The organism is Hydrogenophaga sp., from assembly GCF_035481345.1.
Taxonomy (GTDB): domain Bacteria; phylum Pseudomonadota; class Gammaproteobacteria; order Burkholderiales; family Burkholderiaceae_C; genus Hydrogenophaga.
This window is the reverse complement of the sequence record NZ_DATIGV010000020.1, coordinates 69,365-82,743: the sequence shown is the minus strand read 5'-3', so window position 1 is coordinate 82,743 and position 13,379 is coordinate 69,365. Positions and strand designations below refer to the sequence as shown.

General features: G+C 69.9%; 16 protein-coding genes. 10 read left to right on the top strand and 6 right to left on the bottom strand.

Annotated elements, in window-relative coordinates; all coding sequences use genetic code 11:
* Positions 1 to 317: 317 nt before the first annotated feature.
* Genes VLG41_RS01805 through VLG41_RS01780 form a run of 6 tightly spaced genes read left to right on the top strand, consistent with a single transcriptional unit; the run spans position 318 to position 3,859 of the window.
* Positions 318 to 932: a LysE family translocator gene (locus VLG41_RS01805; RefSeq protein ID WP_325347691.1), complete on the top strand. Its 615-nt coding sequence runs from the start codon at positions 318 to 320 to the stop codon at positions 930 to 932.
* An 8-nt stretch (positions 933 to 940) separates the two neighbouring features.
* Positions 941 to 1,711, top strand: coding sequence for an AAA family ATPase (locus VLG41_RS01800; protein ID WP_325347690.1), 771 nt, complete (start codon positions 941 to 943; stop codon positions 1,709 to 1,711).
* 16 nt (positions 1,712 to 1,727) lie between these two features.
* The gene (locus VLG41_RS01795) at positions 1,728 to 2,270 is read left to right on the top strand and encodes an RBBP9/YdeN family alpha/beta hydrolase (protein ID WP_325347689.1); all 543 of its coding nucleotides are present in this window, start codon (positions 1,728 to 1,730) and stop codon (positions 2,268 to 2,270) included.
* A 51-nt stretch (positions 2,271 to 2,321) separates the two neighbouring features.
* The gene (locus VLG41_RS01790) at positions 2,322 to 2,627 is read left to right on the top strand and encodes a ribbon-helix-helix protein, CopG family (RefSeq protein WP_325347688.1); all 306 of its coding nucleotides are present in this window, start codon (positions 2,322 to 2,324) and stop codon (positions 2,625 to 2,627) included.
* A 6-nt stretch (positions 2,628 to 2,633) separates the two neighbouring features.
* Entirely contained in the window at positions 2,634 to 2,936 is a 303-nt protein-coding gene (locus tag VLG41_RS01785) for a type II toxin-antitoxin system RelE/ParE family toxin (protein WP_325347687.1), read from the top strand.
* 2 nt (positions 2,937 to 2,938) lie between these two features.
* Positions 2,939 to 3,859, top strand: a complete 921-nt coding sequence (locus tag VLG41_RS01780) for a ParB/RepB/Spo0J family partition protein (RefSeq protein ID WP_325347686.1) — start codon at positions 2,939 to 2,941, stop codon at positions 3,857 to 3,859.
* Positions 3,860 to 3,961: 102 nt separating this feature from the next.
* Here the strand turns inward: VLG41_RS01780 and VLG41_RS01775 are convergent, their stop codons facing one another.
* Both VLG41_RS01775 and VLG41_RS01770 read right to left on the bottom strand, forming a co-directional pair.
* A complete protein-coding gene (locus tag VLG41_RS01775; protein WP_325347685.1) occupies positions 3,962 to 5,389 on the bottom strand; it encodes an FAD-binding oxidoreductase in 1,428 nt (475 codons plus the stop codon).
* Between the two features lie 52 nt (positions 5,390 to 5,441).
* Positions 5,442 to 5,654: a hypothetical protein gene (locus tag VLG41_RS01770; RefSeq protein ID WP_325347684.1), complete on the bottom strand. Its 213-nt coding sequence runs from the start codon at positions 5,652 to 5,654 to the stop codon at positions 5,442 to 5,444.
* Positions 5,655 to 5,834: 180 nt separating this feature from the next.
* On the opposite strand from VLG41_RS01770, the gene VLG41_RS01765 reads away from it, so the two are divergent.
* A complete protein-coding gene (locus tag VLG41_RS01765; RefSeq protein WP_325347683.1) occupies positions 5,835 to 6,401 on the top strand; it encodes a cob(I)yrinic acid a,c-diamide adenosyltransferase in 567 nt (188 codons plus the stop codon).
* On the top strand, positions 6,398 to 6,733 hold the full coding sequence (locus VLG41_RS01760; protein ID WP_325347682.1) for a hypothetical protein: 336 nt from the start codon (positions 6,398 to 6,400) through the stop codon (positions 6,731 to 6,733). The genes VLG41_RS01765 and VLG41_RS01760 overlap by 4 nt, the downstream gene beginning before the upstream one ends.
* Before the next feature lie 90 nt (positions 6,734 to 6,823).
* Here the strand turns inward: VLG41_RS01760 and VLG41_RS01755 are convergent, their stop codons facing one another.
* From VLG41_RS01755 to VLG41_RS01745, 3 genes are all read right to left on the bottom strand, one after another.
* Positions 6,824 to 7,255 carry a hotdog fold thioesterase gene (locus VLG41_RS01755; protein WP_325347681.1) on the bottom strand — a complete coding sequence of 144 codons (432 nt, stop codon included), beginning with the start codon at positions 7,253 to 7,255 and terminating at the stop codon, positions 6,824 to 6,826.
* A gap of 2 nt (positions 7,256 to 7,257) precedes the next feature.
* Entirely contained in the window at positions 7,258 to 8,550 is a 1,293-nt protein-coding gene (locus tag VLG41_RS01750; RefSeq protein ID WP_325347680.1) for a solute carrier family 23 protein, read from the bottom strand.
* A gap of 81 nt (positions 8,551 to 8,631) precedes the next feature.
* On the bottom strand, positions 8,632 to 9,336 hold the full coding sequence (locus VLG41_RS01745) for a TetR/AcrR family transcriptional regulator (RefSeq protein WP_325347679.1): 705 nt from the start codon (positions 9,334 to 9,336) through the stop codon (positions 8,632 to 8,634).
* A gap of 53 nt (positions 9,337 to 9,389) precedes the next feature.
* On the opposite strand from VLG41_RS01745, the gene VLG41_RS01740 reads away from it, so the two are divergent.
* On the top strand, positions 9,390 to 11,624 hold the full coding sequence (locus VLG41_RS01740; protein ID WP_414652417.1) for an acetoacetate--CoA ligase: 2,235 nt from the start codon (positions 9,390 to 9,392) through the stop codon (positions 11,622 to 11,624).
* Positions 11,625 to 11,705: 81 nt separating this feature from the next.
* On the opposite strand, the gene VLG41_RS01735 is transcribed toward VLG41_RS01740, so the two are convergent.
* Positions 11,706 to 12,350, bottom strand: a complete 645-nt coding sequence (locus VLG41_RS01735) for an NAD(P)-dependent oxidoreductase (RefSeq protein ID WP_325347677.1) — start codon at positions 12,348 to 12,350, stop codon at positions 11,706 to 11,708.
* Positions 12,351 to 12,447: 97 nt separating this feature from the next.
* Between VLG41_RS01735 and VLG41_RS01730 the strand changes: the two genes are divergently transcribed.
* A complete protein-coding gene (locus VLG41_RS01730) occupies positions 12,448 to 13,362 on the top strand; it encodes a LysR family transcriptional regulator (protein WP_325347676.1) in 915 nt (304 codons plus the stop codon).
* Positions 13,363 to 13,379: the final 17 nt, after the last annotated feature.

Genomic DNA, 13,379 nt, shown 5'->3' with positions numbered 1-13,379 from the left:
TCGCTACACAGAGCGCCCTGCCGCCCGATCCACCAACACGGTGGGCGCGCCGCTGGTGGTGTGCCTGCTTCTCCGTTGCCCGAGGACGCTGGGTGGCCGACGCAGCGAAATAAAGGAGGAGCCAAGGGCGCAGCCCTTGGCGGGGGACATTCGCGGAGTCGGCCACCCAGTGGCCTCGGGCCGCCAACCGCGTGGACCGGAAAGCCCGGGCATCACGCATCCGGGAGCAGCCCCACGACCACAAACGCCCCCAAGTCCCACAGCCCGCAAGACCCCGTCACGTACACTCGACCCCTGCTTTTTCGGGGCCCACCACCATGTTCGGCATCGCGGACTACGGCGCTTTTGTCGTCGCCATCGTTGTTTTCCTCGCCATTCCCGGCCCGGGCAACCTGGCCCTGATCACCTCCACCGGCAAAGGCGGGGTGCGTGGTGGCCTGGCGGCCACGATGGGTGTCATCGCCGGGGACCAGGTCCTCATGTGGGCCGCCGTGGCCGGCGTGGCCGCGCTGCTCGCCGCCACCCCCACCCTGTTCAGCGCCGTCCAGTGGATCGGCGCCGGCTACCTCGCCTGGCTCGGCTGGAAGATGCTCACCGCCAAGCCCGGTGACGCCCCCGTCCTCAACATCCGCCCCCGCCAGTACTTCCAGCAGGCCGCGGCCATCACCCTGCTCAACCCCAAGGCCATCGTGTTCTACATGGCCTTCTTCCCGCTCTTCGTCGACCCGGCCCACCACCAGGGCCTGGTCACCTTCGGCGCCATGGCCGCCACCATCGCCGCGCTCACCTTCGCCTATGGCCTGGGCATGACCCTGATCGTGCACTTCCTGGCCGAGCGCCTGCGCGCCAACCCCCGCATCGGCCGCGCCCTGGAAAAGATCGCGGGCGTCTTCCTCATCGGCTTCGGCGTCAAGCTGGCCCTGTCCAAATAAGAAGAAGCATGGCGAAGATCTTTTGCGTGGCCAACCAGAAGGGCGGCGTCGGCAAGACCACCACCACGGTCAACCTGGCGGCCGGCCTGGCCAAGGTCGGCCAGCGTGTGCTGATGGTGGACCTGGATCCCCAGGGCAACGCCACCATGGGTTCGGGCGTGGACAAACGAGCGATGCAGCTCTCGGTCTACGACGTGTTGCTCGAGTCCGCCTCGGTGGCCGAGGCCGCCACCTTTTCCGAAAAGTGTGGCTACCACGTGCTCGGCGCCAACCGCGAGCTCGCGGGCGCCGAGGTGGAGCTGGTGGAGGTGGAGCGCCGCGAGCGCCGGCTCAAGCAGGCCCTGGCGGCGGTGGCCGACCAGTACGACTTCGTGCTGATCGACTGCCCGCCCTCGCTGAGCATGCTCACCCTCAACGGCCTGTGCTCGGCGCACGGCGTGATCGTGCCCATGCAATGCGAGTACTTCGCGCTCGAGGGCCTCACCGATCTGGTCAACACCATCAAGCAGGTGCACGCCAACCTCAACAAGGACCTGCAGATCATCGGCCTGCTGCGCGTCATGTTCGATCCGCGCATCACCCTGCAGCAGCAGGTGAGCGACCAGCTCAAGGCCCACTTTGGCGACAAGGTGTTCGACACGGTGATCCCACGCAACGTGCGCCTGGCCGAAGCGCCCAGCTACGGCCTGCCCGGCGTGGTGTTCGACCCGGCGGCGCGCGGCAGCCAAGCCTTCATCGCCTTTGCCGAAGAGATGGTCCAGCGCATCAAAGGCATGTGAGGGCAGGGTGTTCCACGTGAAACCGCAGAACGTCCTGATCCTGCCCGGCTGGCAGAGCAGCGGGCCCGACCATTGGCAAAGCCGCTGGGAGGCGCGCTTCGGCTACCGCCGGGTGGAGCAGCACGACTGGATGCACCCGCAGCGCGGCGACTGGATGGCCCGGCTGGAAGATGTGGTGCTGGGCGCCGACGGCCCGGTGGTGCTGGTGGCGCACAGCCTGGGCTGCATCCTGACGGCGGCCTGGGCGGCGCATTCCAGGAACACCGCCCGGGTGCAAGGTGCGCTGCTGGTGGCGCCGGGCGATTCGGAGCGCGAGGACCTGCGCGAGCTGCTGCCGAGCTGGTCGCCCATCGTGCGCCAGCGCTTGCCGTTCCCGGCCCACCTCATCGGTAGCCGCGACGACCCGTACTGCAGCTTCGAGCGGGCCCAGGGCTTCGCCGCCGACTGGGGTACCCGCTTCACCGACCTTGGCCCGGCCGGTCACATCAATGCCGATTCGGGGTTGGGCGACTGGCCGCAGGGCCAAGCCTGGCTGGACAAACTCAGGGCAGATGCATAAGCTGGGCATTGGTAGTCAAGTTTGACTACCTTCCGATCCTCAGGAGCCACCATGCGCGCGACCGTTGCCACTAGCCTGAAACTGCCCGTCGAACTCAAGGCCGCCATCGATGAAGATGCGCGGCGGCAGGGGATGTCCAGCCACGCTTACATGGTCAAGGCTTTGGGCGAGGCGGCCGACCGCTCCCGCCTGCGCGAGCGGTTTACCGAGGACGCGTTGACAGCGGAACGCGAGGCGCTGGTCACCGGCCTCGGCCATTCCCTGGACGAGGTGCGCGAGTACTTTGCCCGGATGGCCGAGTTCCGCGCTGGCCGGGCGGAGCGCCCGGCGCCTTTGGTGCCCAAGAAGCTGCTGTAAGCCTCGATGGCCCATGTCATCCTCACGCCGCAAGCGCATGCCGATCTGGTTCGCCTGGAGGAATTTCTCTGGGAGAGCCAGGATCCCTTGGCCCAGCAACTGCTCGACTTCCTACTCGACGGCCTGCACGTGCTGACGCATCAACCTGGCGTGGGCCGCCCCCTGCCGAACGGCCACCGCGAACTGATCATCAGCCGGGGCCGTGGCGGCTACCTCGCCCGCTACGTGTTCGACACCAAACGGCAATCCGTGCTGGTGCTGGCCATCCGGCACCAGCGCGAAGCCGGCTACACCGACAACGAGATTTGAATATGGTCACCAAAAAACCCAAAGGCCTCGGCCGCGGCCTCGAAGCGCTGCTGGGCCCCAAGGTCGAAGACAAGCCCGCCACCACCGACGCTGCGCCCGCTGGCGCGCCGTCCACCTTGCCGCTGGATCAGCTGGTTCCCGGCCAGTACCAGCCCCGCACCCGCATGGACGAGGGCGCCCTGTACGAGCTGGCCGAGAGCATCAAGGCCCAGGGCATCATGCAGCCGATCCTGGTGCGCCGGCTCACCAGCGGCCCCGACGCCGGCAAGCACGAGATCATCGCGGGCGAGCGGCGCTTCCGCGCTTCCCGGTTGGCCGGCCTGAACGAGGTGCCGGTGCTGGTGCGCGAGGTGCCCGACGAGTCGGCCGCCGCCATGGCGCTGATCGAGAACATCCAGCGCGAGGACCTGAACCCGCTGGAAGAGGCTCACGGCCTGCAACGTCTGGTGAAAGAGTTTGGGCTCACTCACGAACAAGCGGCGCAGGCGGTGGGGCGCTCGCGCAGCGCCGCCAGCAACCTGCTGCGCCTGTTGCAACTGGCCGAGCCGGTGCAGACCATGCTCATGGCCGGCGACATCGACATGGGCCACGCCCGCGCCTTGTTGCCGCTGGACAAGGCCACGCAGATCACCACCGCCAATCAGGTCGCGACGAAGAAGCTGTCGGTGCGCGAGGCCGAGAACCTGGTGAAGAAGCTCGCCGCCGAATTCACGCTGGCGCCGCAGAAGCCGCGCAAGGAAAAGTCGCGCGACATCCGCCGCGTGGAAGAGGAACTGGCCGACCTGCTGACCGCCGAGGTCGAGGTGCGCGTGAAGAAGCGCGTGAAGCGCCACGGCCGGCTGGAGGAGATGGGCGAGGTGGCGATCCAGTTCGGATCGCTGGACGCGCTCAACGGCTTGATCGAGCGCCTGCGCGCTGCGTAGTTGTCACCCCCCGCCGCGCTGCGCGCGACCCCCTGAAGGGGGCGGCGCCTGCGGCCCGGCGAAGCCGGTTCCGCGGCGCCCCTGGGGCAGGCCGCTGCGCGCTTACACCGAAAAAATCTTGCCTGGGTTCAGGATGTTGTCCGGGTCCAGCGCGCGCTTGAGCGTGCGCATCATGTCCACCGCGCCGGCCCCGGCCTCGTCGAGCAGGAAGCCCATCTTGTGCAGGCCCACGCCGTGCTCGCCGGTGCAGGTGCCTTCCAGGTTCAGCGCGCGCGTCACGAGCTTGACGTTGAGTTCCTCGGCCACGCGGCGCTCCTCGGCGTTGTCGGGGTCGATCAGGTAGCCGAAGTGGAAGTTGCCGTCGCCCACGTGGCCGACGAGGAAGTAGGGCAGGCCGCTGGCATCGGCCTCGGCCACGGAATCGAGCAGGCAGTCGGCCAGCCGGCTGATGGGCACGCAGGTGTCAGTGCTCACGGCGCGGCAGCCGGGTTTGGTCTGGATGGCGGCGAAGTAGGCGTTGTGCCGCGCGGTCCACAGGCGCGTGCGTTCCTCGGGTGTCACGGCCCATTCGAAGGCCTTGCCCTCGAACTCGCTGGCAATCTCCTGCACCGTCTCGGCCTGCTCCTTCACGCTCGCGGGCGAGCCGTGGAACTCCATCAGCAGCATGTGCTCCTCGCGCAGGCCCAGCTTGCTGTGCGCGTTGACCATGCGCACGGTGTTGGCGTCGATCAACTCGCAGCGCGCGATCGGCACGCCGAGCTGGATGACCTGGATGACCGTGCGCACGGCGGCCTCGATGGTGGGGAAGGAGCAGACCGCCGCCGAGATCGCCTCGGGCAGCGGGTAGAGCTTGAGCGTGACCTCGGTGATCACGCCCAGCGTGCCTTCGCTGCCCACCATCAGGCGCGTGAGGTCGTAGCCGGCGCTGCTCTTCTTGGCGCGCGTGCCGGTGCGGATCACCTCGCCCTGGGCGTTGACGACCTCGAGCGCGAGCACGTTCTCGCGCATGGTGCCGTAGCGCACGGCGTTGGTGCCGCTGGCGCGCGTGGCCGTCATGCCGCCGATGGAGGCATCGGCACCGGGGTCGATGGGGAAGAACAGGCCCTCGCTTTTCACCGCCTCGTTCACGGCCTTGCGCGTCACGCCGGGCTGCACGGTCACGGTCAGGTCCTCGGCGTTGATCGAGAGCACCCGGTTCATGCGGCCCACGTCGATGCTGATGCCGCCCTGCACCGCGAGCAGGTGGCCTTCAAGCGAGGAGCCCACGCCGAAGGGGATGACCGGCACCTTGTGTTGCGCGCACAGAGCCACGGCATCGGCCACGTCGCGCGTGCTTTCGGCGAACACCACGGCGGCCGGCGGCGGCACGGTGACGAAGGCGGACTCGTCACGCCCGTGCTGCTCGCGCACCGCCAGGGCGGTGGAACACTGCGCGCCGAAGCGCTGCTGCAGCGCGGCCAGGAAGTCGGCGGGCACCTCTCGCTGCGCGACGGTGGGCAGCAGGTGGGCGACTTGGGTGGGGGCGTTCATGGGGCGGTCTCCGGCGCGGTGTTCGAACCGCGCAGTGTACGCCCGGGGGTGCTCAGCGACGGGGGCCGCGGGCCGTGGGGCCGCTGAGCGCGCCCTGCGGGGAGGGCATGGACAGGCTGCTGGGCGTGGCGCCCTGGCGGGGTTTCTGCAGGAAGGGGCCGGCGGACGCGGCACCGGCGATGACGAGGGTCCAGGCGGCGAGCAGTTGCACGCTGCGCGCTTCGAAGCGCTGGGACAGGGCTTGGGTCTTTCGGGGCAGGCTCATTCGGTCTCCGTTGTCGCCCCCAGGTGCGGGCGATGGGGGCGATTGCAACGTCTCCATGTGACAGGACCAAGTGTTTTTGCGACCCGTTGCGGGCTTGACCCCCGCTTGACGCCAGTGACATGCGGTTACAGACCGGCCCTGGCGCACAATGCCCGACCGACCACCCCCACCGCATCCCCCATGGGCAACCGACTCACCCAGATCGCCACCCGCACCGGCGACGCCGGCACCACCGGCCTCGGCGACAACACCCGCGTGTCCAAGAGCCACCTGCGCGTGCACGCCATGGGCGACGTGGACGAACTCAACTCCCACATCGGCGTGTTGCTGTGCGAGGAGCTGCCCCTTGAGGTGCGCGATCTGCTGGTCGAGGTGCAGCACCAGCTCTTCAACCTGGGCGGCGAGCTGTCCATCCCGGGTTACGAACTGCTCAAGCCGGAGGCCGTGGCCGCGCTCGACGAGGCCCTGGCCCAACACAACGCGGCGCTGCCGCGCCTGCAGGAATTCATCCTGCCCGCCGGCAACCGCGCGGCCAGCCAGGCGCACGTGTGCCGCACCGTGGCGCGCCGCGCCGAGCGCGCGGTGGTGGCCCTGGGCGAGGCCGACAGCGTGCGCGAGGCGCCGCGCCAGTACCTCAACCGCCTGAGCGACCTGATGTTCGTGCTGGCGCGCGTGCTCAACCGCATGAACGGCGGCGACGACGTGTACTGGAAGAGCGAGCGCCTGCAGCGTGGGGCGGCGGAGTGAACGCCCGGCTCGCCGTGGCTCTGCTCGGCCTCGGCGCGGCGTTCGCGCAGGCCGACGAGGCGGTGAAGGGCGAGCAGGTCAGCCTGTCCTGCGAGGCCGTCTACCTGCCCGCGCGCAGCACCTGGGTGCGCGAGGTGCGCTTCACGCTCGACGAGCGCCGCATCCGCGGCGTGGAAATCGACGGCGTGCCGGTCTACAGCTTCTCGGTGTTCGACACCGTGCTGCTCACGGCGCTGGACAACGAGCGCATCCAGCTCGACACCGCTGCGCTGATCTGGCGCAGCGACTTCCGGGGGCAAGCCACGTCGGAAGGCCGCTGTACAAGAAGGTAGCACCCCCCGCCGCGCTGCGCGCGTCCCCCCTCGAGGGGGGCGGCACCGAGGGCCCGGCGAAGCCGGTTCCGCGGTGCCTCTGGATGGAAGTCAGTTCGCGCGTGGCGCGAGCACCGACATCGTGATTCGCGAGACGCAGGTGAGTTCGCCCGCGTCGTTGCGCAGGTCGATGTGCCACACCTGCGTGCTGCGGCCGATGTGCACCGGCCGCGTGAGGCCCGTGACCCAGCCCTGCGTGGCGCCCTTGAGGTGGTTGGCGTTGATGTCCAGGCCCACCGCGCGGTGGCCTTCGGGGCAGGTGAAGGCCGCGCCGCAGGAGCCCAGCGTTTCCGCCAGCACCACGCTCACGCCGCCGTGCAGCAGGCCGTAGGGCTGCTTCGTGCGCGCGTCCACCGGCACGCGCGCGGCGATGAAGTCGTCACCCACCTCGGTGAACTCGATGCCCAGTTGCCGCACGGCGGTGCCCTCGTGCAACTGGTGCAGGATCTCGCAGGAGATGGGTCGGGTCCAGATCGCTGCCATGGTCAGGCCTTGCGCCCACGGCTCAGCAGCCAGTACAGCACGATGGCCCCGAAGGTGGCGGTGCCGATGCCCCCCAGCGCGAACTGGCCGAACTTGAGCGTGTAGTCGCCCGTGCCCAGGATGAGGGGAATGGCCGCCACCAGCAGGTTGCGGTTGTCGGAGAAGTCCACCTGGTTGTCCACCCAGATCTTGGCGCCCGCGATGGCGATCAGGCCGAACACCACGATGGACACGCCGCCCATCACGGCCAGCGGAATGGTCTGGATCAGCGCGCCGAACTTGGGGCTGAAGCCCAGCACGATGGCGATGACGGCGGCCACCACGAACATGGCGGTGGAGTAGATCTTCGTGGCGGCCATCACGCCGATGTTCTCGGCGTAGGTGGTGACGCCCGTGCCGCCCGAAGCGCCGCTGACGATGGTGGCCACGCCGTCGCCGATGAAGGCCTTGCCCAGGTACGGGTTGAGGTCGCGCCCGGTCATGGCGCTCACGGCCTTCACGTGGCCAAGGTTTTCGGCCACCAGGATGATGGCCACGGGCGCGATCAGCAGCATGGCCTGCGCGCTGAACACCGGCGCTGCGAAACCGGGCATGCCGAACCAGGCGGCGGCCGCGACGCCGCTGAAGTCGATCGGCTTGCCCAGCCCCATGCCGTTGGTGAGCACGGCGTAGACCACGCTGGCCAGGATCAGGCCCACCAGGATGAGCAGGCGCTGCACCATGCCGCGCGTGTACACGGCCACCAGGCCTACGCTCAGGAAGGTGATGGCCTGCATCCAGGCATCGAAGCCCGTGGGCGCCATGTTCTTGATCGGAATGGCCGCCAGGTTCAGGCCGATCACGGCCACCACCGTTCCTGTGACCACCGGCGGCATGAGCCGCTCGACCCAGCCCGTGCCGATGGCCTGCACCACGAAGCCGATGAGGGTGTAGACCACGCCGCAGGCGATGATGCCGCCGAGCGCGACGCCCAGGTTGGTGTTGGGCCCGCTGCCGGCGTAGCCGCTGGCCGCGATCACCACGCCGATGAAGGCGAAGCTGGAGCCCAGGTAGCTGGGCACCCGGCCGCCGGTGATGAAGAAGAAGATGAGCGTGCCGATGCCGCTCATGAGGATGGCCACGTTCGGATCGAAGCCCATGAGCAGGGGCGCCAGCACGGTGGCACCGAACATGGCGATGACGTGCTGCACGCCCATCACCGTGGTCTGTGGCCAGGGCAGGCGTTCGTCGGGGGCGATGACACCGCCCTGGGTGAGGGTGCTCGCCGGTTTTTCTGTCCAGTTGAAGAGGCCCATCTCGCTCGCTCCTTGTTCTGCCGAAGTGGCAGGCGATTGTGCAAGCAAGTGCCGCGCGGCCAGCGTCGCGCTGGCGGCGGCTCAGGGCCGCGTGTGCCCGCGCGCGCGGGGCGGCATCAGGGCGGGCGCGAGGGCCGACAACACCGTGGGTGCCAGCACCGCGCGGATGCCGCCAGCGATGAAGCCGCTCAGGCGCAGCGCGGTGCCAGGCTCGACGCCCTGGCCCGGCAGCACCTTGTCGAGCCGGTGTTCGCCCAGGTGGGCCTGCACGGCGCCCAGGGCGAAGCGCAGCGCGTCGGCCAGATCGGCGCGCGAGGCCTTGGGCAGCGCCGCCTGCAGGGCGTCGAGGAAGCGCTGCAGCAGCGGGTCGACGTGCTGCTGCAGCGCGGACTCGGCCTCGGGCGTGGACTGGGCGAGTTCGCGCGCCAGCAGCCGGGCGTAGTGCCGGCTGGCGCTGTCGCCGCGCCAGCGCATCAGCGGCTGCACGAAGGCGTCGACCACGCGGAGCAGGCCATCGGGTTCGCCGGCGCGGCGGCGGGCCTCTTCCAGCGCGCGCATGGCCTCGTGGTGCAGGTGGCCGTGGTGCGCGAAGACGGCGCGAAACAGGCCTTCCTTGTGGTGGAAGTAGTAGCCCACCAGGGCCAGCGGCACGTCGGCCGCTTCGGCGATCTGGCGGATCGTCACCGCGTTGAAGCCGCGTTGGGCGAACAACTGCTCGGCGGCCCGCAGGATGGCCTGCTGGCGGTCGCTGCGCGGGGGCAGATGGGAAGGGCGGGGCGATGGCATGCGGAGACCGGAATCGAGGGGGTGCGTCGCGCAAGCGCGCCGCGGGGACTGACATTCCCGCAGGACGACGCTACGCTGCGGCCCGCAACCCAAGCAGGAACCCCATGCCAACGCCTCCCTACGTGCCCCAGATCCGCCGCTACACCGATTGGCTCGCGCAGCGCCATGGCCTGCGCTTCGACGGTTACCCCGCGCTGTGGCAGTGGTCCGTCACCGATCTGTCGGGGTTCTGGAAGTCGATAGAAGAATACTTTGGATTGCATTTTGGCAGCAAGAACGAGAACGTTTTGTTGCACAACACCATGCCCGGTACCCAGTGGTTCGCGGGTGGCCACGCCAACTACGTGCGTCAGGTGTTCGCCCACGTGGCGCCCGCGCACGCGGCCGGCATGCCCGCGCTGATCGCGCGCAACGAAAAGGGCCGCCACACCGAGCTGAGCTGGCCCGAGCTGCGCCGCCAGGTGGCTGCGCTGGCCCTGCACCTGAAGGAACAGGGCGTGCGCCCGGGTGACCGCGTGGCCGCCTACCTGCCCAACATTCCGGAGACGGCGATCGCCTTCCTTGCCGTGGTGAGCATCGGCGGGGTCTGGAGCGTGTGCGCGCCCGACATGGGCACCAACGCCGTGCTCGACCGCTTCCGCCAGATCGAACCCGTGGCCCTGATCGCCTGCGATGGCGTCACGTATGGCCGCCGCGACATCGACCGCCTGGGCGTGGTGGCCGAGTTGCGCGCGGCCCTGCCCACGGTGCGCCACGTGCTGCTGCACACCAACCTGGCCGAGACCGCCGACGCCAAAGCCGAGGCCCTGTCCCGTGCGGCGCCGTGCGCCCACTTCGAGGCGGTGGTGGCGCGCGACAACGCCGAGACCGCCGCTTTCGAGCCGGTGGAGCTGCCCTTCGATCACCCGCTCTGGATCGTCTACTCCAGTGGCACCACCGGCCTGCCCAAGCCCATCGTGCACGGTCACGGCGGCACGGTGCTGGTGGGCATGGCGCTGAAGGTCCTGCACAACGACATCGGCTGCAGCTACGAGCCCAACAGCTGGGGCGAGCGCTACCACTGGTACAGCTCCACCGGCTGGGTGATGTGGAACGCGCAGGTCAGCGGACTGCTCAACGGCACCACCTGCGTCATCTACGACGGCAACCCCGGCGGCTCGAAGGACGCGCCCGACTGGACCACGCTGTGGCGCTTCGCGGCCGAGACCGGCGTCACCTTCTTCGGCGCGGGCGCGGCCTTCTTCGCCAACTGCCTCAAGGCGGGTGTGGACCTGTCGCGATGCGGCGATCTGTCGCGCGTGCGCGCGCTGGGCACCACCGGTTCGCCGCTGTCGGAGGACGCGCAGCGCTGGGGCACGGCGCAGTTCGCCGCCATCGCCGCGAGCGAGGCGCAGAAAGACATCTGGTGGTGCAACATCAGCGGCGGCACCGACTTCGCGGGCGCCTTCATCGGCGGCAACCGCGAGCTGCCGCAGGCGCCGGGGCGCATGCAGTGCCGCCTGCTGGGCTGCGCGGTGGAGTCGTGGAACGAGCGCGGCGAACCCGTGATCGACGAGGTGGGCGAGCTGGTGTGCACGCAGCCCATTCCCTCCATGCCCCTCTACTTCGTGGGCGACAAGGACAACCAGCGCCTGATCGGCAGCTACTTCGACGCTTACCCGCCCGGCCATGGCAGAAAACCGGGTGGCGGCGACCCGTTGCCCCCACGCTTCCCCGCTTCGCGCGGTCCGCTGCCCTCCGAGGGGGCTGTCCCTGCCTTGGGGCGGCCCGGCGACAGGGACCTCGGCCCAGAGGCCGGCGCCGTCTGGCGCCACGGCGACTGGCTGCGCGTGCTGCCCGACGGCTCCTGCATCATCTACGGCCGCTCCGACGCCACCATCAACCGCCACGGCCTGCGCATGGGCACGAGCGAGATCTACAGCGCCGTCGAGGCCTTGCCCGAGGTGCTCGATTCGATGGTGGTGGACCTGGAGTACCTGGGCCGCGAGAGCTGGATGCCACTGTTCGTGGTGCTGCGCGAAGGGCACACGCTCGACGAGGCCCTGAGCGAGCGCCTGCGCGGCGCCATCCGCCAGGCGCTGTCGCCGCGCTTCGTGCCCGACACGATCTACCAGGTGGCCGAGATCCCGCGCACGCTCTCGGGCAAGAAGCAGGAGCTGCCGATCAAGAAGCTGCTGTTGGGCCAGCCGATCGAGAAGGTCATCAACCGCGAGGCGATGGCCAACCCGGGCTGTCTGGACTGGTACGTGCAGTTGGCCGAGCAGCGCGCCGCCGCCCTGTCGGCATAAGCGATCCACCGCCGGGCCGCCCCAAGGTGGATCAGCCCCCTCGGGGGGCAGCGACCCGCGCAGCGGCGCAGCGTGGGGGCCTTAGTTCGCGACCGTGAATCGGCGCCGCACATGCTGCGGCTTCTCGATCTCGTCCACGATGGCCACGGCCAGATCGGCCACCGAAATGCCCGCCGGCTGATCGCCCTGGCCGGGCAGCAACTGGTCGCCGCCCACGCGGTAGCGGCCCGTGCGTTCACCCGGCGCCAGCGCGATCGGCGGCGAGATGAAACTCCAGTCCAGCGCGCTCTCGCCCCGCAGGCGCGTGAGCAGCTCGCGTGCGGCCAGCGCGCCCTGTTTCCATTCGGCCGGGAACTCGGGCGTGTCCACCAGTTGCAGGCCGGGCGCCACTTCCAGGCTGCCCGCACCGCCCACGGCCAGCACGCGCGTCACGCCAGCCTGCTTCGCACCGGCCAGGATCGCGTCGTAGCCCTGGCCGAACACCTCGTGAATGCGCGGCTCGCTCCAGCCCGGGTTGTAGGCGCTGACGAGGGCGTCCTGGCCTTTCACGGCGGCGGCCACCTGGCCGGCGTCCAGCACGTCGGCGCGCACGACCTGCAGCCCGGCGTGCGCGGCGATCTTTTCGGGGTGGCGGGCGAGGGCGGTCACGGCGTGGCCGCGCGACAGCAGTTCGGCGAGCACGGCGCTGCCGACGAAACCGGTGGCGCCGATGAGGGCGATCTTCATGGGGAACTCCAGACGGGTTGAGGATGGAATTGAGTGTCCTCGCTTCACGAATATCCGGCCAGACGGCAAAATCGGCATTCATCTTGTAGCCAAACTAATGAGTGAAGCCCAAAACCTGGCCGACAAGCTGCGCCGCATGGCCGTGTTCGCCGAGATCGTGGACAGCGGCTCCATCAGCGCCGCCGCGCGCCGCCTGGGCAGCACGCCCTCGGCCGTGAGCCAGCAGCTGCGCCTGCTGGAGCGCTCACTGGGCCTGGTGCTGCTGCACCGCTCCACGCGCCGGCTCACCCTCACCGAGGCCGGGGAGCGCTACCACCCGGCCTGCGCCGCCATGGTGGCCCAGGCCCGCAGCGCCGACCTGGCCCTGGAGCGCCTGCGCGACGAGCCCGAGGGCGAGCTGCGCCTGGCCGCGCCCATCGGTTTCGGCGACCTGCTGGCCAGTGCGCTGGAACCCTTGCGCCGCCACCCGCGGCTGCGCCTGCACCTGCTGCTCGACGACACGCCCATCGACCTGATCGCCGAGCGCGTGGACCTGGCCCTGCGCGTGGGCCGCTTCACCGACTCGGCCCTGGTGGCGCGCCGCCTGGGCGAGCTGCAGCGCGTGCTGTGCGCCGCGCCGCGCTACCTGGCCGAGCGCGGCTGGCCGCGCGATCCCGCTGAGCTGGCCGGCCACGACTGGCTGGGCCTGCCGCCGCGCAGCGGCGCGGTGACGACGCTGGTGTTCCAGGGAGTGGACGGGGCGCGTGCCGAGGTGCGCGTGGAGCCGCGCGTGCTGGCCTCGCAGGTGACGGTGCTGGAGGACCTGGCGCTGGAGGGCTGGGGCCTCTACGTGGGCATGCGCGACGACGTGCGCGCCGCGCTGGAGCAAGGCCGGCTGGTGCCCGTGCTGCCCGACTGGCGCCTGGAGCCGGCCGCGGTGTTCGCCGTCACGCCCCGGCGCGACGAGCAGCCCGCCAAGGTGCGTCACGCGTTGCAGGCGCTGCAGGCGCACTTCGGCCTGCGCGAGGGCTGAGCGTGCGCGGCCCGAGG